The 19,689-nt window shown below is 67.7% G+C and carries 18 protein-coding genes; 14 read left to right on the top strand and 4 right to left on the bottom strand.

All coding sequences use genetic code 11. The features are described 5' to 3' along the window. Window positions 1–5 precede the first annotated feature (5 nt). The 7 genes from AMETH_RS05990 (at window position 6) to fdxA (ending at window position 6,577) form a co-directional block, all read left to right on the top strand. Window positions 6–911 (top strand): alpha/beta fold hydrolase, encoded by a 906-nt coding sequence (locus AMETH_RS05990; RefSeq protein ID WP_017987150.1) that lies wholly within the window; start codon window positions 6–8, stop codon window positions 909–911. An 8-nt stretch (window positions 912–919) separates the two neighbouring features. Further along, window positions 920–1,558, top strand: coding sequence for a TetR/AcrR family transcriptional regulator (locus AMETH_RS05985; protein ID WP_157628495.1), 639 nt, complete (start codon window positions 920–922; stop codon window positions 1,556–1,558). 183 nt (window positions 1,559–1,741) lie between these two features. Then, window positions 1,742–2,740 carry an amidohydrolase family protein gene (locus AMETH_RS05980; protein WP_017987148.1) on the top strand — a complete coding sequence of 333 codons (999 nt, stop codon included), beginning with the start codon at window positions 1,742–1,744 and terminating at the stop codon, window positions 2,738–2,740. Next, window positions 2,691–3,902, top strand: coding sequence for an acyl-CoA dehydrogenase family protein (locus AMETH_RS05975; protein WP_081617665.1), 1,212 nt, complete (start codon window positions 2,691–2,693; stop codon window positions 3,900–3,902). Before AMETH_RS05980 ends, AMETH_RS05975 begins: the two co-directional genes overlap by 50 nt. Window positions 3,903–3,941: 39 nt before the next feature. Continuing rightward, entirely contained in the window at window positions 3,942–5,147 is a 1,206-nt protein-coding gene (locus tag AMETH_RS05970; RefSeq protein ID WP_017987146.1) for an acyl-CoA dehydrogenase family protein, read from the top strand. A gap of 16 nt (window positions 5,148–5,163) precedes the next feature. After that, window positions 5,164–6,201: an NAD(P)/FAD-dependent oxidoreductase gene (locus AMETH_RS05965; protein WP_017987145.1), complete on the top strand. Its 1,038-nt coding sequence runs from the start codon at window positions 5,164–5,166 to the stop codon at window positions 6,199–6,201. Between the two features lie 31 nt (window positions 6,202–6,232). Continuing rightward, window positions 6,233–6,577: a ferredoxin gene (gene fdxA / locus AMETH_RS05960; RefSeq protein ID WP_017987144.1), complete on the top strand. Its 345-nt coding sequence runs from the start codon at window positions 6,233–6,235 to the stop codon at window positions 6,575–6,577. 66 nt (window positions 6,578–6,643) lie between these two features. On the opposite strand, the gene AMETH_RS05955 is transcribed toward fdxA, so the two are convergent. From AMETH_RS05955 to AMETH_RS42385, 4 genes are all read right to left on the bottom strand, one after another. Continuing rightward, window positions 6,644–7,435: an IclR family transcriptional regulator gene (locus AMETH_RS05955; RefSeq protein WP_051079498.1), complete on the bottom strand. Its 792-nt coding sequence runs from the start codon at window positions 7,433–7,435 to the stop codon at window positions 6,644–6,646. A 214-nt stretch (window positions 7,436–7,649) separates the two neighbouring features. Continuing rightward, entirely contained in the window at window positions 7,650–8,411 is a 762-nt protein-coding gene (locus tag AMETH_RS05950; protein ID WP_017987142.1) for an SDR family NAD(P)-dependent oxidoreductase, read from the bottom strand. After that, window positions 8,408–9,379: an alpha/beta fold hydrolase gene (locus tag AMETH_RS05945; RefSeq protein ID WP_017987141.1), complete on the bottom strand. Its 972-nt coding sequence runs from the start codon at window positions 9,377–9,379 to the stop codon at window positions 8,408–8,410. Before AMETH_RS05945 ends, AMETH_RS05950 begins: the two co-directional genes overlap by 4 nt. A 741-nt stretch (window positions 9,380–10,120) precedes the next feature. Next, complete coding sequence (locus AMETH_RS42385; RefSeq protein ID WP_223843179.1) at window positions 10,121–10,219, bottom strand: hypothetical protein; 99 nt, start codon at window positions 10,217–10,219, stop codon at window positions 10,121–10,123. 344 nt (window positions 10,220–10,563) lie between these two features. Here AMETH_RS42385 and AMETH_RS05935 point away from each other — a divergent pair, with 344 nt between their 5' ends. From AMETH_RS05935 to AMETH_RS05905, 7 genes are all read left to right on the top strand, one after another. Further along, window positions 10,564–12,678, top strand: coding sequence for a hydantoinase/oxoprolinase family protein (locus AMETH_RS05935; RefSeq protein WP_156131611.1), 2,115 nt, complete (start codon window positions 10,564–10,566; stop codon window positions 12,676–12,678). A 37-nt stretch (window positions 12,679–12,715) separates the two neighbouring features. Continuing rightward, complete coding sequence (locus AMETH_RS05930; RefSeq protein ID WP_017987138.1) at window positions 12,716–14,878, top strand: hydantoinase B/oxoprolinase family protein; 2,163 nt, start codon at window positions 12,716–12,718, stop codon at window positions 14,876–14,878. A gap of 180 nt (window positions 14,879–15,058) precedes the next feature. Beyond that, on the top strand, window positions 15,059–15,673 hold the full coding sequence (locus AMETH_RS05925; RefSeq protein WP_051079591.1) for a TetR/AcrR family transcriptional regulator: 615 nt from the start codon (window positions 15,059–15,061) through the stop codon (window positions 15,671–15,673). A 56-nt stretch (window positions 15,674–15,729) separates the two neighbouring features. Further along, on the top strand, window positions 15,730–16,899 hold the full coding sequence (locus tag AMETH_RS05920; RefSeq protein ID WP_017987136.1) for an acyl-CoA dehydrogenase family protein: 1,170 nt from the start codon (window positions 15,730–15,732) through the stop codon (window positions 16,897–16,899). After that, window positions 16,892–18,064 (top strand): thiolase family protein, encoded by a 1,173-nt coding sequence (locus AMETH_RS05915; protein ID WP_017987135.1) that lies wholly within the window; start codon window positions 16,892–16,894, stop codon window positions 18,062–18,064. Before AMETH_RS05920 ends, AMETH_RS05915 begins: the two co-directional genes overlap by 8 nt. An 8-nt stretch (window positions 18,065–18,072) precedes the next feature. Further along, window positions 18,073–19,242, top strand: coding sequence for a CaiB/BaiF CoA transferase family protein (locus tag AMETH_RS05910; protein ID WP_017987134.1), 1,170 nt, complete (start codon window positions 18,073–18,075; stop codon window positions 19,240–19,242). Further along, window positions 19,239–19,685 carry an SDR family NAD(P)-dependent oxidoreductase gene (locus AMETH_RS05905; RefSeq protein ID WP_017987133.1) on the top strand — a complete coding sequence of 149 codons (447 nt, stop codon included), beginning with the start codon at window positions 19,239–19,241 and terminating at the stop codon, window positions 19,683–19,685. The genes AMETH_RS05910 and AMETH_RS05905 overlap by 4 nt, the downstream gene beginning before the upstream one ends. Window positions 19,686–19,689: the final 4 nt, after the last annotated feature.

The raw sequence follows: 19,689 nt of genomic DNA, 5'->3' as shown, positions 1-19,689 counted from the left end.
TGGCTGTGAACGAGCACGTCGACGTGGGCGCCCACAGCGCCGCGCCGCCCATCCAGCGATCGCAACGGTTCCGCGGGGACACCGGCGCTCCGGTCTGCGCCCACGACTTCGGCGGCACCGGGGATCTCCTGATCATCGCCCATGCCGCGGGTTTCTGCGGCGGCGCGTACGCACCCATCGCGGCGACGCTGCGCACGCATTTCCGGGTGTGGGCGGTGGATCTGCGCGGGCACGGAGACTCCGAAGCGCCCCCGGACGCCGACTTCTCGTGGGACGGCATGGCGCAGGACATCCTGACCGTTCTGACCGGCCTCGGCAGGGGGCCGGCCGCGTTCTTCGGGCATTCCCTCGGCGGCGGTGCGGGACTGCGCGCGGAGGCGCTGGCGCCGGGTTCGTTCTCGTCGATTTACGTCTACGAGCCGGCGGTGCTGCCCGTACTCGCCGGGGTGCAGGCCGCGAGCGACGGCATGAGCAACATGGTGCGGCAGCGACGTGCGGTGTTCGAGTCGCGGGAACAGGCGGTGCGCCGGTTGTCCTCCCGGCCGCCGTTCGACACGATGCGCGGCGACGCGCTCGAATCGTTCGCACGGCACGGACTTCGCGACACGGACGAGTCGACTGTGGCGCTGAAGTGCTCGCCGGAGAACGAAGCTCTGGTGTACGGGGCGCCACGGAAGATCACCGTGGAGCAGATCTCGGCGGTCTCCGTGCCTGTGCTCGTCGGCCTCGGCGAGCGCGAGAACGGGTTGCCTGCCGTGGCCGCCCCGCTGATCCGGGATGCCCTTCCCGACGCCCGGATCGTCTCTTACCGGGGACTCGGGCACATGGGACCGTTCGAGGATCCCTCGTCCGTGGGAGCCGACGCGGCCGGCCACCTCGCCGGCCGCACCGGTCGCATCGGTCGTGCATAATGAGGAATGTGACGACAGAGGCGGAGAGAACGGGCGATGAGCCGACAACTCGCGAGCGCATGCTGGTCGTGGCCGCTTCGGAGTTCTCGAAAATGGGATACGATGGTGTCTCGCTGCGGAAAATCGAACGGGAGGCCGGGGTAAACCGTGGCCTGGCGTCCTATCATTTCGGCAGCAAGTACCAGCTGTGGCAAGCCGCCGTCTCGTGGCTGATGGACCGGTTCCACGACGAGATGACGCGATTCCAGGACGTCCTGCGCGTCGTCTCGAAACAGGAACGGGGCCGAATCCTCGTCCGTGTTCTCGTGCACTTCGCCGCGAAATACCCCGAATTCTTCCGGCTGGTGATGCTCGAGGGCGGCGAGCTCACCGAACGGTCGCGCTGGCTCGCCGACGAACACGTCCGCAGGCATATCGAGTTCTTTCACAAACTGGCGGGCACCGAAAGCATCCAGGCCTCCGAAAAGGAGGCGATCGCGTACTACTCGCTGCTCGGCGCGGCGTCCACGGTGTTCAGCGTGCCCGCCCAATGCCGGCAACTGTTCGGCATGGACCCACAGGACGAACGCTTCGTCGACGTGATGGCCGACCGGATGGCCGACCTCTACCTTACCGTCGTCGACACCGGGATCACCGACGAGAGCTGACCCGGCGCCGGGGGCACCTGTCGCCGGTCACCCTTGTTCAAGGGAACGGAATCCGTCGTTGCGAATGATGTGCGCACGGACAACGCTTGCCGCATGGGCCAAGACGGCGCCAATACAGGGCGCAGCACACAGGTTCCGGGTTCCGGGCGCGGGCCGGGAAATCATTGCAGCGAAAACCCGGTAGTGGACCTGCACACGCACTATATGCCGGCCGGTCTGCCGTCGTTCGCCGAAAGCAAAGGCGACAGCCGGTGGCCGCGGCTCGTGCCGGGCAGTGGCGGCCAGGGCGAGATCGTCCGCGGGACCAGCACCTTCCGGGTAGTGCGGCAGGCCTGCTGGGACATCACCGAGCGAATATCGGAAATGGACCGGTTCGGCGTGGACGTCCAGGTCATCTCGCCGGTGCCGGTTTCCCTTACGTACTGGGCGTCCGGGCCGGACGCCGCCGAATTCGCGCGAATTCAGAACGATGAGATCGCCGAAGCGGTGCGCGGATCCGCCGGCCGGTTGATCGGCTTCGCCGGAGTGCCGCTTCAAGACACTGACCTCGCGATCGAGGAGATGCGGCGCGTGGTCGGGGAGCTTGGCCTGCACGGCATCGAGATCGGGACCGTGGTGGGTACCGACGAGCTGGACCACGAGCGGTTGCGTCCGTTCTTCGCCGCCGCGGCGCGACTCGGCGTCCCCCTTCTCGTGCATCCGATCGACGGGCCTTGCATCGGCCGGTCTGCCGATCCGCTCGGCGCGTTCTCCATCGGAATGCTCACCGACACCGCGGTCGCCGCGCGGGCACTGGTGTGCGGAGGCGTCCTGACACAACTGCCCGACCTTCGTGTGTGCCTGTGTCATGGCGGCGGGTCGTTTCCCTGGATATATCCCCGATTGCGCTTCGGCGCGGTGCTCGACGGCGACGACTCGACCGGCGATCGCCTCGACGCCGACCTGCGACGACTCTTCGTCGATTCGCTCGTCTTCGATCCGCGGCACTACGCGCTCCTGACCGAACGGTTCGGCACGGATCACGTCGTGCTGGGCACCGATTATCCGTTCTTCTCCCTCGACGGGCCCGGCCCCGACCTGGCTATGGAGAACGGACTCAGCGAGCACGACCGAGCGGCGATCCGCGGCCGCAATGCCCTTGACTTCCTGCAGCGCGAGCACATCGGCGCCGCACGTAGCTGACCGAGCACCGAGGAGTGGCCTCATGTTCAACCCTGTCCTGACCGACGAACAGGCCGCGCTGGCCGACGTGGTGCGGCAGCTCGGCGAGCGCGCCATCCGACCGATCTTGCACGACGGAGGGCGGGCGACACCGGCGGACCTCGCCGGCGTGTGGCGCGACCTGTATGAGATGGGCCTGACCGCGCCGGTCAACGCGGAGTATGACGGCCAGGGCAGGCCCGATCCCGGCACGTGCCTGCTGATCGCCGAAGAAATCGGCTATGGCGACCCGGGCGTCGCGTACGACCTGGTCTCGACGTGCCAGGCCGCGTTGCTGATCGAGGAACTCGGCACCGAGGCACAGCGCACGGCGTATCTGCCCCGGTTCGCCCACGATCCCGCGTTCTCCACCGGAGTCGCCTATTTCGAAGGCTTCGGCCGCACTCCGCAGGAGTTGGGCGCCGTCGCGAAACGCGCGGGCGAGGAATGGCGACTGAACGGCCGGAAGGTCGGCGTGACCCGGCCGAGCGAAGCGGACGTACTCGTCGTGGTCACCGCCGACGCAGATTCCGACCAGCTGGCCGTCTTCGCCGTCGAGCCCGCGCGATGTACAGGGCTGGAAGTCGCCCGAGACGACGCGGTCACCGGGAAACTGGGCCTCGACGCGGTCAAGACCGGTTGTGTCGAGCTGCGCGAGGTGCGCGTGCCAGAGACGGCACGGCTGTCCAGCCACGGCTCGGACAGCACTCGCACGCACCGCGCCATCGCCGCGTTGCGATTGGGTGTGGGCGCCGTCCTGCTCGGCACCGCACGGGCGGCGCTCGCGTACGCCGTGGAGTACGCGAACACTCGCGAAGCGTTCGGCCACCCGATCGCCCAATACCAGGGTGTGGCGTTCCCGCTCGTCGAGACCGACAGTGAGATCGACGCGGCCCGCCTCCAGCTTTGGCGCGCCAGCGAGACGATCGGCTCCTCGGCGGACGACGTCGCCATTGCGACCAGCACCGCGGAGGCGATCTCCCGTTGCCAGCGCGCCGCGATGGAAGCCACCAGGATCGGCATCAACACCCTCGGCGGCCACGGGTTCATCCAGGACCACCCCGTCGAGCAGTGGTATCGCGCGGCGGCGACCCTGGCCGCACTCGACTTCGACCCGCTGGAGAGCGACTGCGGTGTGCTCTGACCAACCGGCAAGTTCACGGAACAAGGAGGTGCGCTGTCCATGACGGTCAGCTTCGATCTCAATCCCGGAGCGCGAGCTCTGCTGTCCGACGTGCGGGACTGGGCGCTGGCCGAAGGCCGGGCGATCGCACGCGAATCGGACGACGCCCACAGTGTGCCTGACCACCTCGCCACCAGGGCGATGAAGACCTGCCCGCTCGACGCCAGCCCACTGCTCGGTGTCGCGGTCGATTTCGGGGTGGACCGGGATTACGCGCTGAGTGAGCGCGACGGCAGCAGCACCATCGGCGTTCGGGTCAGCGAACTGGCTGCCTATGGCGACATCAGCCTCGTGCTGCTGTTGAAGGGAGCCGGAATCGGTGCGCGGGTCGTGGACCTGCTCGGCACCGACGAGCAGATCGACAGGTGGAGCGGTGGCATCGCCAGGGGCGAGTACCGGGGCACCGGGTTCGCATTGACGGAGCCGAATTGCGGATCCGACGCGATCGCGTTGACGACCTCCGCCGTGCGCGACGGCGACAACTGGGTGCTGAACGGCACGAAGATCTTCTGCAGCAACGGATACCTGGCCGACTTCATCGTCGTCTTCGCGACCGTGGACAGGTCGTTGGGGCACCGCGGCATCCGGGCGTTCGTGGTCCCGCGGCACCATCCCGGTTTGTCGATTCCCCGGGCCAACGAAGAAAAACTCGGGGTCCGCAGCATGGTCACGTCACAGCTGACGCTGGAGAACGTCGTGCTGCCCGCCAATCACTGCCTCGGTGACCCCGCTCGTGAGGACGGTTTCCGCACCGCGATGCAGACGCTCAATTCGACGAGGCCGCATGCCACCTCCCTGGCGCTCGGCATCGCGCAGGCCGCACACGACTACGCCCGCGAGTACCTCGATGAGCATCGTGACGGCTTCACCGCGCGGCGGTGGGGCCGGGTGGACGACGAGCTGCGCCGGATGAACGCCGCGCTCGACCGGGGCCGCCTGCTGATCGGCAGGGCCGCCTGGCTGCAGGACCAGGGGCGCGACAACGCGAAGGAATCCTCGGCGGCCAAGGCGTACACCTGCCCCATCGCCGAACAGGTGTGCGCGCGCACTCTGCTGCTGATGGGCGCGGACGGGTACAGCAAGGACCATCTCGTCGAAAAGTGGTACCGCGACATCAAGATCATGGACATCTGGGAAGGGTCGGGCAACATCCAGAAGCTCACCGTGAGCAGGCAGCTGCAACACCACGGGCCGCGCGGGCTGTGAGTGGAAGGAGTACGCAGTGGACACGCGAGATCCGGCGGCTATCAACTGCGATCTGCTCATCGTCGGCGCGGGCCCGGTCGGCCTGTTCGGCGCCTATTACGCGGGTTTTCGTGGCCTACGGGTCGCCGTGGTCGACTCACTGTCCGAAGTAGGCGGTCAGGTCGCCGCGCTGTATCCGGAAAAGGAGCTGCTCGATATCGCTGGGTTTCCGGCGATCAAGGGCCGGGACCTGATCGCGCGGCTGCAGGCACAGGCCGACCACTTCGAGCCGGTTTATGTGCTGGGACATCAGGCCAAGCAACTGGAGCGGCGTCCCACCGGCGACGGGACGCCGGAGGACCTGGTCGTCACCACCTCCCGGGGACTGCGGATCGTCGCCAAGGCGATCGTCATCACCGGCGGCATCGGCACGTTCACACCCCGGCGGCTGCCCGCGGGCTGGGAGTTCGAGGAGCGCGGCCTCGCCTACTTCGTACCGGAACCGGGCGATTACGCCGATGCCGACGTGGTGATCGTGGGCGGCGGCGACAGCGCCTTCGATTGGGCGGTGACGCTGCACCCCCTCGCCCGGTCCGTCACCATCGTCCACCGGCGCGACACCTTCCGCGCGCACGAGGCGACCGTCGCCGCAGTCCGCGACCTCGGCGTCCCGATCATCACCAACGCCGAGGTCAAACGCGTCTCCGGAAACGGCTGGATCGAGGCCGTGGAGATCGAGGAGGCGGGCGCGGCCGGTGTGCGCTCATTGCCGTGCCAGCGGCTCGTCGCCGCACTCGGCTTCACGGCGAATCTGGGCCCGCTGCGTGACTGGGGCCTCGAACTGGCACACAACCGGCACATCATCGTCGACTCGGCGATGCGCACCCGCCAGCCGGGCGTCTTCGCGGCCGGCGACATCACCGAGTTCGACGGCAAGGTGCGCCTGATCGCCGTCGGGTTCGGCGAAGCCGCGCTGGCCGTGAACCACGCGGCCATCCACATCGATCCCGGCCGGAAGCTCTTCCCCGGCCATTCTACCGATCCCACACAGCAACGCGTGGCCGCGGGCCGGTGACGGGGATCCGACAACAGACAAGGGAGCTGACATGCCCTACTTCATCGGGCCGGAGTGCATCGATTACATGGACAAGTCCTGCCTCGAGGAATGTCCCGTCGACTGCATCTACGAAGGCAAGCGCAAGCTGTACATCAACCCGGTCGAATGCATCGACTGCGGCGCCTGTGAAGCAGTGTGCCCGGTCGCGGCGATCACGCTCGAAGGCGATACCGACGACCCGGCGCGGCTGCGACTCGGCGAGGACAACGCGCGCTTCTTCGACACGCCCCTGCCGGGAAGGGACACGGCGATCGGCGCGCCTGGTGGCGCGGCGATCACCGGCCCGCTCGGCGTCGACACCCCGCTGGTCGCCGGTCACCCGGCGAACGACTGAATGACGAAATCGCCCGGTTCACCAACCTGGTGAACCGGGCGATCGTCGTTCTCGGGCCGGAAAACGCTAGCCGGTCGTGGAGATCCACTTGCTGATCTCGCCCGCCGCCCGCCGGACCTCGACCGGATCGGCCGCAGTGAGCCCACCGCTGCCCACCCGCGTCAGCGAGACCGCCGCGACGGCCCTCCCGTTGCGAAAGACCGGTGTGGCCACACAGAAGACTCCTAACTGACATTCCTCGACATCGAACGAGAGCCCCGTCTTGCGAGCCTGGACCAACTGGCTCAGCAGCAGCCGGGGCTGCGCCACGGACCGCCCGGAGACGACCGGAAGCGGCTTCGACAGGACGGACTGGATGACCTCTCGATCACTGTAGGCCAGCAACGCCTTTCCCAGCGCTGTGCACGTCGCCGGCATCTGGGCGCCGACCCGGGTGGGCACGCTCGTGCCGCCTCTCGCAGTCAGCTTCTCCAGATACATGATCTTCTCGTCGCTGAGCACACCGAAGTGCACGGTGGCGCCGGTCCGCTCGAAAAGGCTCGCCAGCGGCGCCTTGGCCTGCTCGACCAGCCGTACCCACTCGGAGCAGCTCAACGCGGCCTGCAGCTCGAACCAGCTCTTGCCCAGGCGGTACTTCTGCTGCTGGTTGCGCGCCACCAGGCCCTCGCGAATGAGTTCGACCAGCACTCGATGGGTCGTGCTCTTGGGCAGTTCGGCGAATGCGGCCAGGTTCGACACCCCGGCGTCACCTTCGTCCGACAACGCCAATGCGCGCAGTACTCGAGCAGCTTTGGCGATCGACGAGAGCTGCCGTGTCGCGTCTCCTCCGGTCTCGTCCACGCTTGCAGTGACCATCATCGTCAACGGCTCCTTTGCCGTGCGACCGGCGAGCGCCCGTCGCGCCTTGTCACCTTACAGGTTTCAACGCTCAAAGTATGTTACGCGACGAGTCGAGTGTCAAACTATTCCCTGTCGAGCTACATATCTGGTGAAAGCTCCCCGGAACGCCCGAATGGGCGGCACGGCTGGTCGCCGTTCCGCCCGTCCGGAATCGCGTTGTGTCGCCTCTGCTTCAGAGCATCGAACTACCACCGTTGACACTGACGACCTGGCCCGTGACGTAGGACGCGTCGTCGGAGGCGAGGTACTCGACCATCGACGCGACCTCGTGGACGCTGCCCGCCCTCCCCAGCGGAATCTCCGCTTGGATTTTCGCGATCGATTCCAGCTCCTCCGGCTTATCGTACGACAGCATGGCCCTGGTACGGATGATCGAGGGCGCCACCACGTTCACCGTGATGCCGTCGCGTGCGAACTCACGCGCGAGGCCCGTCGTGAAGCCGTGCACGCCCCCCTTGGCCGCGTTGTAGACCGCGTGCCAGTCCAGTCCATTGCGGACAGACTCCGCACCAAGACTGACGATACGGCCGTACTGCCGCTCCTTCATCGTCGGCAGCACCGCGAGCGTGCAGTGCAGGGTGGTCCACAGATTGCGGTCGAGGGTGGTGCGCAGGGTTTCTTCCGAGTGCGCCAGCGTCGGCATGATGACGCCGCCGCCGGCATTGTTGACAAGGATGTCCACGCGACCGAACCGCTCCACGCAGGCGCCCGCGAGCCGATTCGCACAGTCCTGTGTAGATAGATCGCCGGCGCACGTCACCGGCGACAGCACACCAGGACGGGTCAGCTCGGCCGCGGTCTTCTCGAGCGACTCGGCATCGAGATCGCCCAGCGCGAGCGCCACGCCCGCCTCCGCCAGACGGTCGGCAACCGCCCGGCCGACGTCGCTACAGGCGCCGGTGACGACCGCCGCCCGTCCCTCCCCGAACCTCATCGCGGCTGTTCCACCACCGACTCAAGCTCAGGCCGCCGATCGGACACACCCGCCCACTCCGCGGTCTTGCGGCTCACCATGCCGTCCCGGAAGAACTCGAGAAACACCTCGTTGAACATCTCCGGCTGGTCGGTCTGCCCCTGATGCCCGCATTCGTCGGGATAGAAGAACTGGACGCCGGGCAGGCTGTCCTCGATCTCATAACCCTTCTCCACCGGAAGCACCACGTCCTGACGGCCATAGAGGAAAATGCCGGGGATACCGCATTTGTCGATCCGGCCCCGGGTAGTCAGCCTTGCCGCCTCGACCGGGTCGGACGTGCCCGATACGTATTTCACCAGCGACACCGGAATCGGCTTGTACGATTCGGCCTGCGCACGTGCGGCATTGGTCCGCATGCCGATGAGATCGTCACCGATGGCCTCGCCCCGGTAGATGATCCGCTCCATGATCTTGCGCATCGAAGCCGGCGTGCCGTCGAAGGTGAACAGTTGTCCCTCCTGCTTCGCGTCGAGGGTCACATGCGGGGCGACGTCGCCTACCGGTCCGGCGATCAGCGCGAAGCTGGCCACCCGTTCCGGGTGGGCGCACACGTAATTGACCGTGTTCGCACAGCCCATCGAGTTGCCCGCGATGTGGAAGCGATCCAGGCACAACGCGGTCGCGAATTCCTCGACGAAATCCACATAAGACGCCAGACCTGTCGGCCGGTGCTCGGACGCGGTGTCGGCGAGCCCGAAGCCGGGGAGGTCCGGACAGTAAACGCGGAACCCGTTCGCACCAAGGTACGGCGCCATGAACCGCCACCCGGCCGTGCCGGACGAGCCGATGATGCCGCCGTGCAGCAACACGACGGCGGGACCGCTTTCCCCCGAGGTCATGTAGTGGGCCTTGGCCCCGCTGCCGAGGCGCACCCACCTGCTGAGCATCCCGGGAGTCTCGATGATGCCCTCGTCGGTCAAAGCCATCCGCAGCCCCTCGCGGTCTGGGAACCGAAACTTCGTCGGCTCATGGTGATCTTGCTTGTCTCCGGCGCCCGCAGACGCCGTCCTCGCATCGTCGCGCCGCGCACGACCGACCACCAAACCGACTTTCCACTCCCTTGAACGACCCGCCCTGAGCCGCACCAAAGCATCGCGCTCAGTCGAGAGCTACTCACACCACGTCACACAAAAGCACTCGGCGCCGCGCCCGCGCCCATCAATGAGGATCAGTTGCCCCTGAGACCCGGGAACTGGTCGTCGCACCATTCGGTGTCTGCGGCGGCGGTGGTGTTCTCGCGTTCGCGGAGTTCGACGCAGCGGAGTTTGCCCGAATGGTTTGAGCAGGTCGAAGAATTCGAGGCGGCGGACGCGCTGGTAGGGCGCGAGGTGCGCGCGGGTACATTCCAGAATGGACAGCGCTGTGTCTTTGCTCGGCTCGTGCCCGAGCCCACGGCGCGAGCGTGGCCCAGCCCGACCGCGCCCAGCTCCGGCAGATCCAGACCTTTATCGAGGAGAACCTGACCGATCCGGCCCTGACGCTGCTGCGCGTGGCCGGCGGGTTCCTCATGTCCACCAGGACGCTGCACCGGCTGTCCGCCCGGCACGGGCTCACCGTGTCGGCCCGGATCAAGCGGCTGACGAGAATTCGATCACCCGGTGCCAGCGCAGTCACGGCGGTCCCCACCGCCACGAGAGCGTCCGCGACCACCAGCGGCATCACGTTCCTCAACCTCGAAAGAGCGCACCGGCGAACGAGCCGGGGAACAGCCCGGTGTGCGGGGTGAAGGTGCGGATGACCGCGCCGATGAGCAGGAGTACGAACATCATTCCGCCGGGAACCATCGAGGCGAGCACCCCAGGGGCGGGACAGGGGTGCCGCCAGTGGGGCCGGACGGCCTGCCGAACGCCAGAGCAGCTGTCAGTAGACGCCCTGGGAAATCGCAGGTCAGTGCCCTTCTACGACTTTCTCGGAGTGCTGCCCGGCGTCCTGAACCATCCCCGACGCCGCTTTCGCTTCTTGACTGCCGACGTCCGGTGAAGTTAGTGTACTGATCGGTCAGACAGTGGCGGGCGTCACGTGATGGACGTGTCGGAAACCTGACGTTCACGAGCCAGCCAGCCATGACCAGACAACGTCCAGCTGTCCGAAAAACGACCTCGAGACCCCAGTGGTCCGGCATCAAGTCCGGAGGTCGGAAGGGAGAAGCGTGGCCCAATATCAAATAGGCGTCGACATGGGAGGCACCTTCACCGACGCCGTGGTCATCGACGAAAGCGGCAATCTCTGGGCGGACAAGGCGTCGACGACTCCGGATCACCTGCTCGACGGTTTGGTGGGCGCGCTCGAGGCAGTCGCCGCCCAAGTTGGCGTATCGCTGGACGTACTGCTCGCGGGGTGCGGCCGGTTCGTGCACGGCACCACGATCGTGACGAACAGCATCGCCGAGCTGCGTGGTGCCCGGGTCGGCGTCCTGGCCACCGAGGGTTTCGGTGACTCGCTGCGGATCGCCCGGTCGCCGCGTTCCGACGCCCGTGATCATCACGATCAGCTCAACGTGCCGGACATCGCGCCGCGCGAGGCGATCCTGGAGGTCCCGGAGCGAGTCGACAAGCGTGGCGAAGTCGTGACGGCACTGGATATGGACGCCTGTGAAAAGGCGATCCGCCACCTTGTCGAAGTACAGCGGGTCGAGTCCATCGCGGTCACGTTCCTGTGGTCGTTTCTCAACGACACACACGAACAACTGGCCGGCGAACTGATCGGCAAGCTCTTCCCGGATGTGCATGTGAGTCTGTCTTCGCGCATCTACCCGATGATCCGCGAGTACGAACGGTCGGTCACCACCGTGCTCAACGCGTTCACCGCGCCGAAGGTGGCGCGCTACGTGGACGAGATGACCGAGGCGTTGACGAGGCGCGGTCTGCGGGTTCCGGTGGCGTTCATGCAGGCATCGGGCGGCAGCCTCAGCGCGGAGGAAGCGCGTGAGGTGCCGATCGTGCTGCTGGACTCGGGCCCGGTCGGCGGTGTGGTCGGGGCCAACGAGCTGGCCAAGGAGCTCGGGATTCCGAACGTGATCACCGGCGACATGGGTGGTACCAGCTTCGACACCTCGGTGATCGCGGACAACCGACTGACGATGAGTGCCCGGTCCTATGTGCAGAACCTGCTCACCGGGCTGACCAAAGTGGACGTTGTGGCGATCGGCTCCGGTGGAGGCAGCATCGGCTGGGCCGATCCGCGTGGCCTGCTGCAGGCAGGTCCGCAAAGTGCCGGCGCGGACCCCGGTCCGGTCTGCTACGGCCGCGGCGGCGACCAGCCGACCGTCACCGATGCGATGGTATCGCTGGGATTCATCGATCCGAACTACTTCCTCGGTGGTCGGGCGAAGCTGCTGAAGGACGCCTCCGATGACGCGTTCAGGCAGCTGGGCAAGCAGGTCGGCATGTCGCTGGAGGAGACCGCGGCCGCGATGTATCGCGTGGTGGTGGCCTCGATGTCCAACGCCGTCCGCGGCATCACCGTCGAGCGTGGACACGACCCGCGGGTGTTCACCTTCTTCGCCTACGGTGGCGCGACACCGTTGTTCCTGGTCGACATCTGCCGGGAGCTCGGCATCAAGCAGGCGTTGGTGCCCAACGCCTCCGCGGTGTTCTCGGCCAGCGGACTGCTGGCCTCCGACGACCTCCGCGTGCCATCCAAGAGCCGGTTCTGGACGCCGGGGCAGCCCGTCGACGACGTCAACGCGGTGCTGGGCGATCTGGAGGATTCGGCGAGGCAGAATCTGCGCACCAGCGGTTACGCCGACGACGAGATCGTGGTCCAGCGCTTCGGCGACCTGAAGTTCCAGGGCCAGATCTTCGAGCTCACGGTGCCGCTGCCCGACCACGAGGTGGATCAGGCCGCGCTGGAAGAGCTGGCGGAGCGCTTCCCGGAGATGTACGAGGCGGAGTACGGCCCGGGCACCGCGTGGGTCGACGCCGGCGTGGTGATGATGGCCGTGCGCGTGGAGGCCAAGGCGAGCACCCGCAAGTATCGCTACGAGGGCGGTTCCGTCGCGAACACCGCCGGTGGCCAGGCGGAGAAGGCGAACCGCACGGTCACCCTCCCCGCGACCGGGGAGCAGATCACCATCCCGGTCTTCGACGGCGACCTGCTCGCGGTCGGCCGGGCGGTCAGCGGGCCCGCGGTGATCGAGAAGAAGCAGACCACGATCTTCCTTCCGGAGGGGTCGCGCGGGGTGCTCGACGCCAGCCGGAACCTCCTGATCGACACCCTCCTGTGACCTGGAAATCCGCTCTGTCCGAAAAGAGGCGTCAAGGATGACCGCTGCGGAACAAGAAGTCGATCTCGTCACCGCCGAGATCATGCGTCAGCAGTTGTACAACATCGCCCAGGAGATGGGCACCGTCATGATCCGGACCTCCGGTGACCCGATCGTCACCGAGGCGGTGGACTTCTCCACGTTCATCGCGGACCCCGAAGGCGGCATCATCGCCTTCTCCGGGTACATGACCTGGCATGCCGGCCCGGCCCGCAAGTCGGTCCAGCACATTCTGGCCAGCGTGCCACGAGACGAGATCTATCCCGGGGACGCGTTCATCTGCAACGATCCCTACACCACCGGGGCCTGCCATCCGCCGGACGTCGGGATCGTCCGGCCGATCTTCTTCGAGGACGAGCTGGTGGCGTGGTGCTGGTCGGAAGGGCACATCCTGGACGTCGGCGGGATGTCCCCCGGCGGTTTCGCGCCCGCGGCGATCGACTGCTACGGCGAGGCGTTGCGCTTCCCCGGTATCAAGTTCATGGAGAAGGGCAAGGTCTCCGAGGACGTCCGGCGGCTGATCGACGCGAACTTCCGGCTGGCCTCCCGTAACTACAACGACCTGCGGTGCTTTCTCGCGGCCACCTCGGTCGGCGAACGCCGGGTGGTCGACCTGATCGCCCGGCACGGGCTGGCGGACTTCCGCCGTTACGTGGACGTCAACACCAGTCTTTCCGAGCAGACGCTGCGTGACCGGATCACCAAGCTGCCGAACAAAACGGTGGTCGGCAAGGAGAACATCGAGCACAACGGTCACGCCAACGACGTGTTCACCGTGCGGTGCGCGATGACCGTCGAGGACGGCGTCATCAACCTGGACTTCACCGGCACGGACCCGCAGACCGACGGGTTCGTCAACATCGCCGAGGGTGCGATGTGGGGCGTCGCGGTGACCCCGCTGATGCTCATGCTGGCCCCGGACGTGGCGTTCAACGAGGGATTCTTCAAGTGCCTGCGGATGAACCTCCCCGAGGCGTCCCTGGTGAACGTGCAGATGCCGGCACCGTCGTCGTCCGGGCACATGGAAACCGGCATGCACGTGATGAAGCTGCTCACCCGGATGCTGTCGGAGCTGATGGCCGAAAGTGACGACCCGTTCGTGCGCTCACATGCGATGGCACCGTTCCACGACGGCTGGATCGGCGGGGTGTTCGCCGGCGCCGATGACGACGGAAACCAGTTCGTCATGCTGGACATGAACGGTGGCGGTGCCGGTGGCGGTGCGCAGACCATGGTGGACGGTATGGACGCGGCGGGAACCTTGACGCAGGTCAGCAACGGGCTCCCGGACATCGAGCTGAACGAGCTCAGCTTCCCGGTCCATTACCTGTGGCGGCGGCTGAACACCAATTCCGGCGGGCCAGGCCGGTTCCGCGGCGGGCAGGGCATCGACTTCGCCTGGACCTCGGACGGCGTCTCGCTGGGCTACGAAACGGTGTTCTCCTCCTGCTGGCAGATCCCGCCGGCCGGGGTCGACGGCGGGTTCCCCGGTTCCACCAGCGGATACCAGCTGATCACGAACACCAACGTGGTGGCGCTCACCGCGGACCGGAAACCGCTTACCCGCGAGTCCATCACCGGGGACGTCACGGATCTGGACGGCAAGCAGGCCAATGTCCCGGTCCGCAGGGGTGACGTGTTCATCCAGTTCGAGGGCGGCGGCGGTGGCCTCGGCGACCCGCTCACCCGCGACCCGCGCCTCGTCGCCGCCGATGTGCGAGACCGCTACATCGACCGGGCCGTGGCGGAGGCCGTGTACGGCGTGGTGTTCAAGGGCGACAGCCTCGACGCGGACAGTGCGGCCACCGAGCGGCGCCGCGCGGACATCCGCAAGAAACGGCTCAGCGAAAGCACGCCGGGCGCCGCGAAACGGCCGAGCCGGCCGTCCGGCGGGGCCGGGCGCCCCGTCGGGTTCTCGCTGACGCTGGTCTCCGGTCAGGGCGGCACGGTGTATTGCTGCCAGCAATGCGGCGAGCCGCTTGCAGAGGTCGGCAAAGACTGGCGCACGGCCTGTGCGCGAAGGGATCGGCCGGCGCACGAGGCGGCGTCCGAGCAGGGCGGCTGGGCGAGGGAGCGAACCGAATCTCCCAAGGTGTTCGTCACCGAATTCCTCTGCCCCGGTTGTGGCGCTGCCCTCAACGTCAGTACCGACGTCCGCTGAGTCGGCCCGCCGCCGCCCCGCCTGTCACCGCGTGGCAGGCGGGGCGGCGGCGGCATCCGGCCTGACCGCAGGAAGAATCCGCGATGGAGACCTTCACCGAGAACCCGTGCTGCGCGCTCCGGACTGACCCCGGCGCCTAATATGTACTGATCAGTACAAGGATAGCGATTGGAGCAGCGGGTGAGCGACAGCGCCGACAAATGGGAACAGATTCTTCGGGTAGCCGCGCGGCTGTTCGCGCAGCGTGGCTACCACGGCACGGGGATGACCGAGCTGGGTGACGCGGCCGGACTGCAGCGCGGCGCGCTTTACTACTACATCCGAAGCAAGGAAAACCTGCTGTACGAGATCTCCTCGCGGCACGTGGCGAAAATGGTGGAGTTCGGCGAGCGACTGGCGAAGGAAGAACGGCCCGCCACCGACAAACTGCTCCGCTTGAGCGAGCGGCTCATTCGCACCATTCACGACGATCTGGACGAGGTCACGGTCTTCTTCCGCGAGATCGGCGCGCTCACCGGGGAACGCCGAGAGCGGGTTTTCGAACTTCGGGACCGGTTCGAGGACGTCTGGATGAGTATTCTGCGACAGGGCGTCTCCGAGGGGACGTTCCGCCGCGCCGACCCACTTCTGATAAAGGCCGTCCTCGGTATGCACAACTATTCGTACCTGTGGTTGCGGCCGGACGGCAAGATGCAACCCGAGGAAGTGGCGCGGTATTTCTGTGATCTGTTGTTCCGCGGAATACTGACTGAAACCGGCGATGCGGAATATCGTTCGTTCACCGCGAACAGCTGAGGATCCCGCACCCCGGGCGGCGGCCCGCCGCAACGACGTGAAGGAGATGTTTTCTGTTGGCCAGCGCAGGCAATGCAACCGACTACCGGACAATTCGCGATCGGGTCTTCGCCGCGATCTGGGACGAGCTGGACCCCTTGGCGGAGCAGATCGAGAACGAAGAGCACATTCCGCGCGAAAAGGTCTGGCCGATTCTGCGCGACTGCGGGGCGTTCGGTCTGCTGGTTCCGTCCGAATACGGCGGATACGGCCTCACGATCGGGCAGTACCTGCCGATCATCGCCGAATTCGCCAAGGTCCAGGGTGGCATTCGCGCGCTCGTGCACGTGCACAATTCGTTCGCACACGCGCTTTCCGAGATCGGTGACCCGGCGCAGAAGGACGCGGTGCTCTCGGGCGCCGCGACCGGTGAGCGCTCGCTGGCGTTCGCGCTGACCGAGCCCGAGCACGGCACCGGCGCCGACCTGGGCACCACCGCGCGGCGGGAGGGGACGCATTACGTCCTCAACGGCACGAAATGGCTCATCACCAACTCGGACTTCGCGTCGCACTTCATGGTGATGGCCAAGACCTCCGCGACCGAGGTGTCCGCGTTGCTGGTGGAGCGCGACACCCCAGGATTCCGGATCGAGCCACTGCCGGAAACGATGGGCTGCAAGGGCGGTGAGCACGGGCGGCTGACCTTCACCGAGGCGCGGGTACCCGTCTCCGCGCTGATCGGCGGCGAAGGCCAAGGGCAGGAGCACCTCGAGCGGGCGCTGGAGATCTCCCGGGTGCTGGTGGCCGCGAGCTCGCTCGGCACGGCGGAACGGGCACTGGAACTGTCGGTACAGCGCGCCAACGAGCGAGTCACCTTCGGCAAGCCGATCGCGCAGCGCCAGGCGGTGCAGCGCTACGTGGCCGAGATGGCGATGGACGTCTACGCACTGCGCGGCATGCTGGCCGACGCGGCCGCCAAATGGGATGCCGGCCGGCGCATTCCCGCCGAGGCGTCGATGTGCAAGCAGTTCGGCCTCGAAGCCGTCGGCCGGGTGACCGACCGGGCGCTGCTCGTGCACGGCGGCATCGGCTACACCAGGCAGTTCCCGATCGAGCGGCTCTACCGGGACGCCCGGCTGAACTGGCTGGAGGAAGGCAGTCCCACGATCCAGTACATGGTGGCGGCCCGGGAGATTCTCGCCGGCTACCGGTTCGACGACGCGTTCGGAGGCCCCGTCGATGCGTGACGCGGTCATCGTCGACGTGGTTCGCACGCCGAGCGGCAAGGGCAAACCGGGCGGGGCGCTGACGCAGCTGCATCCGGTGGACCTGCTCGCCGCGACCTTGCGAGAGCTGCTGGCCCGCAACGAAATCGACCCGGCGCTGGTGGAGGACGTGATCGGTGGTTGCGTCACCCAGGCCGGTGTGCAGGCGGCGAACATCACGCGCAGCGCCGTGCTGGCCGCCGGTTTCCCGGTGTCCGTGCCGGCCACGACCGTGGACCGCCAGTGCGGTTCCAGCCAGCAGGCGCTGCACTTCGCGGCGCACACGGTGCTCGCCGGCGCCGCCGACGTGCTCATCGCCTGCGGCGTCGAGTCGATGAGCCTGGCTCCGCTCTGGTCGAACGTCGGCGACGCCGACCCCTCCGGCACCGGTGTCGCCGACCGGTTCCCCGGCGGGTTGATCCAGCAGGGGACGGCCGCCGAACTGGTCGCCGCGCGGTGGAAACTGAGCCGCGAGGAGCTGGACCAATACGCTTGCGCGTCACATCAGCGGGCCGCGGCGGCGACCGCCGACGGCGTGTTCGCCGCGGACCTGGTGGCGGTGCCGGACTGCCCGCTGACCCAGGACGAGACGATCCGGCCGGGCACCACGGTCGAGCAGCTGTCCCGGCTGAAACCCTCGTTCGCCGACGAGCGGATGGCACAGCGTTTCCCGGAAATCGACTGGCGGGTGACCGCGGGCAATTCCTCGCCGCTGACCGACGGCGCCTCCGCCGCGCTGGTGATGAGCGCGGACGCGGCGGCGCGGCTGGGATTGCGCCCGCGGGCCCGGGTCCACACGACGGCTGTCGCCGGAGATGACCCGATGCTGATGCTGATGGGCGTGCTCCCCGCGACCCAGAAGGTCCTCGGCCGGGCCGGTCTCAACGTGCGGGACATCGACGCGTTCGAGGTCAACGAAGCGTTCGCCTGCGTACCGCTGGCCTGGCGACGTGAGTTCGAGGTGCCCGAAGACAAGCTGAACAGGCACGGCGGGGCGATCGCCCTCGGCCATCCACTCGGTGCGTCCGGTGTCCGCATCGCCTCCACTCTGATCGAGACGCTGGAACGTCTCGACGCCCGGTTCGGCCTGCAGACCATGTGCGAAGCCGGTGGCATGGCCAACGCCACGATCATCGAGCGACTGTGAGGAGCGTTATGGCGGGGCCGCTTGCCGGCGTGACCGTGCTGGAGATCGCCGGAATCGGGCCGGGGCCCTTCTGCGGCATGATGCTGGCCGACATGGGCGCCCGGGTGATCCGCGTGGACCGCGCGGACGCGGTGACCGAGCCGCCCGACCCGCGGGCCCGTCACGAAATCCTCAACCGGGGCAAGCAATCCATCGCGGTGGACCTCAAGCACCCGGAAGGCGTGGCCACCGTGCTGCGCCTGGCTGAGACCGCTGATGCGATGTTCGAGGGGTTCCGGCCCGGAGTCGCCGAACGGCTCGGGATCGGGCCGAAGGACTGCCACGCCCGCAATCCCGCGCTGGTCTACGGCCGGATGACCGGCTGGGGCCAGGACGGTCCCTATGCCCAGCAGGCCGGGCACGACATCACCTACCTGGCCGTGGCCGGCGCGCTGCACCCGATCGGCCGCGACAGCGGCGGGCCGGTACCGCCACTGAACGTGGTGGGCGACTTCGGCGGCGGCGGGATGCTGCTGGCGTTCGGCATCGTCTGCGCGCTGCTGGAGGCCAGGACCAGTGGTAAGGGCCAGGTGATCGACGCCGCGATTGTGGACGGCGCCGCAGTGCTCACCGCGATGATGCACGGCATGCTCGCCGACGGACGCTGGTCCACCCGGCGCGGCGAGAACCTCCTGGACTCCGGTTGCCCCTATTACGACGTCTACCGCTGCGCGGACGGCGAGTACGTTGCGGTCGGTGCGCTGGAGGACAAGTTCTTCGCCGAACTGGTCGACGGGCTCGGCGTGTCCGATGACCCCGTTTTCGGCCCCGGGCGGACGGACCCCTCGCGGTGGCCGGCGATCCGGCGGCGACTCACCGAGATCTTCGCCAGCGACACCAGGCAGGAGTGGGCGGCTCGGTTCGGCTCGGGGGACGCATGCGTGGCGCCGGTGCTGTCGCTGACCGAGGCGAGCGGCGACGTGCACAACCAGCGGCGGGTGGTGTTCGACGAGACCGCCGGGTTCGTGCAGCCGAACCCGGCACCGCGGTTCGATCGCACCCCGGCCGGGCAGGTGGGGGTGGCCCCGTATCCGGGCGAGCACACCACGGCGGTGCTCGCCGCCGCGGGGTATGCCGACGCCGACATCGAGCGGCTGGAACGCCTCGGCGCGGTCCGCGGCGTGGGTGCCCGGCGATGACCGAGCGGCGGGTGCCGATCGTGACCGGCGCCGGTTCCGGTATCGGTGCGGCGACCGCGCGACGCCTGAGCGCGCGTGGGGTGCGGCTGGTACTGGTGGACCGGGAAGCCGGCCCGGTCCGGCGGTTGGCCGGCCTGCTCGACGCCGTCGCCGTGCTCGGCGACGTCACGGACCCGGAGACAACGAGCGCGCGCTACGGGCCGCGGCCCACCACTACGGCCGGTTTCGCCGACACCCCGCTGATCGCCGGTATGCGTGCCGCCTTCCTCGCGGACGGCTTCCCGCTGATCAGCGCGGACGATGCCGCAGCCGCCGTCGAGCATGCCTGGTCCGCCGCCGAACCAGGGCGCTCTGGGTGGTGCAGCCGGGCAGAGAACCGATCGCCCATCGCCCGGCCGGCGTACCCGGTCCGTGCGGTGACCGCAACGAGAGAAAGCAGGTGAAGTG

Source organism: Amycolatopsis methanolica 239 (assembly GCF_000739085.1).
Classification (GTDB): Bacteria; Actinomycetota; Actinomycetes; order Mycobacteriales; family Pseudonocardiaceae; genus Amycolatopsis_E; species Amycolatopsis_E methanolica.
The sequence above is the reverse complement of the archived record's forward strand: the minus strand, read 5'-3'. Positions and strand labels throughout refer to the sequence as shown.

Coding starts and splice junctions, on each gene's coding strand:
- AMETH_RS05905 (WP_017987133.1), top strand. CDS start 19,239: ATGACCGAGCGGCGGGTGCCGATCGTGACCGGCGCCGGTTCCGGTATC.
- fdxA (WP_017987144.1), top strand. CDS start 6,233: ATGCCCTACTTCATCGGGCCGGAGTGCATCGATTACATGGACAAGTCC.
- AMETH_RS42385 (WP_223843179.1), bottom strand. CDS start 10,219: ATGTTCGTACTCCTGCTCATCGGCGCGGTCATCCGCACCTTCACCCCG.
- AMETH_RS05915 (WP_017987135.1), top strand. CDS start 16,892: ATGCGTGACGCGGTCATCGTCGACGTGGTTCGCACGCCGAGCGGCAAG.
- AMETH_RS05975 (WP_081617665.1), top strand. CDS start 2,691: ATGCCCTTGACTTCCTGCAGCGCGAGCACATCGGCGCCGCACGTAGCT.
- AMETH_RS05970 (WP_017987146.1), top strand. CDS start 3,942: ATGACGGTCAGCTTCGATCTCAATCCCGGAGCGCGAGCTCTGCTGTCC.
- AMETH_RS05950 (WP_017987142.1), bottom strand. CDS start 8,411: ATGAGGTTCGGGGAGGGACGGGCGGCGGTCGTCACCGGCGCCTGTAGC.
- AMETH_RS05930 (WP_017987138.1), top strand. CDS start 12,716: ATGACCGCTGCGGAACAAGAAGTCGATCTCGTCACCGCCGAGATCATG.
- AMETH_RS05945 (WP_017987141.1), bottom strand. CDS start 9,379: ATGGCTTTGACCGACGAGGGCATCATCGAGACTCCCGGGATGCTCAGC.
- AMETH_RS05955 (WP_051079498.1), bottom strand. CDS start 7,435: ATGATGGTCACTGCAAGCGTGGACGAGACCGGAGGAGACGCGACACGG.
- AMETH_RS05910 (WP_017987134.1), top strand. CDS start 18,073: ATGGCGGGGCCGCTTGCCGGCGTGACCGTGCTGGAGATCGCCGGAATC.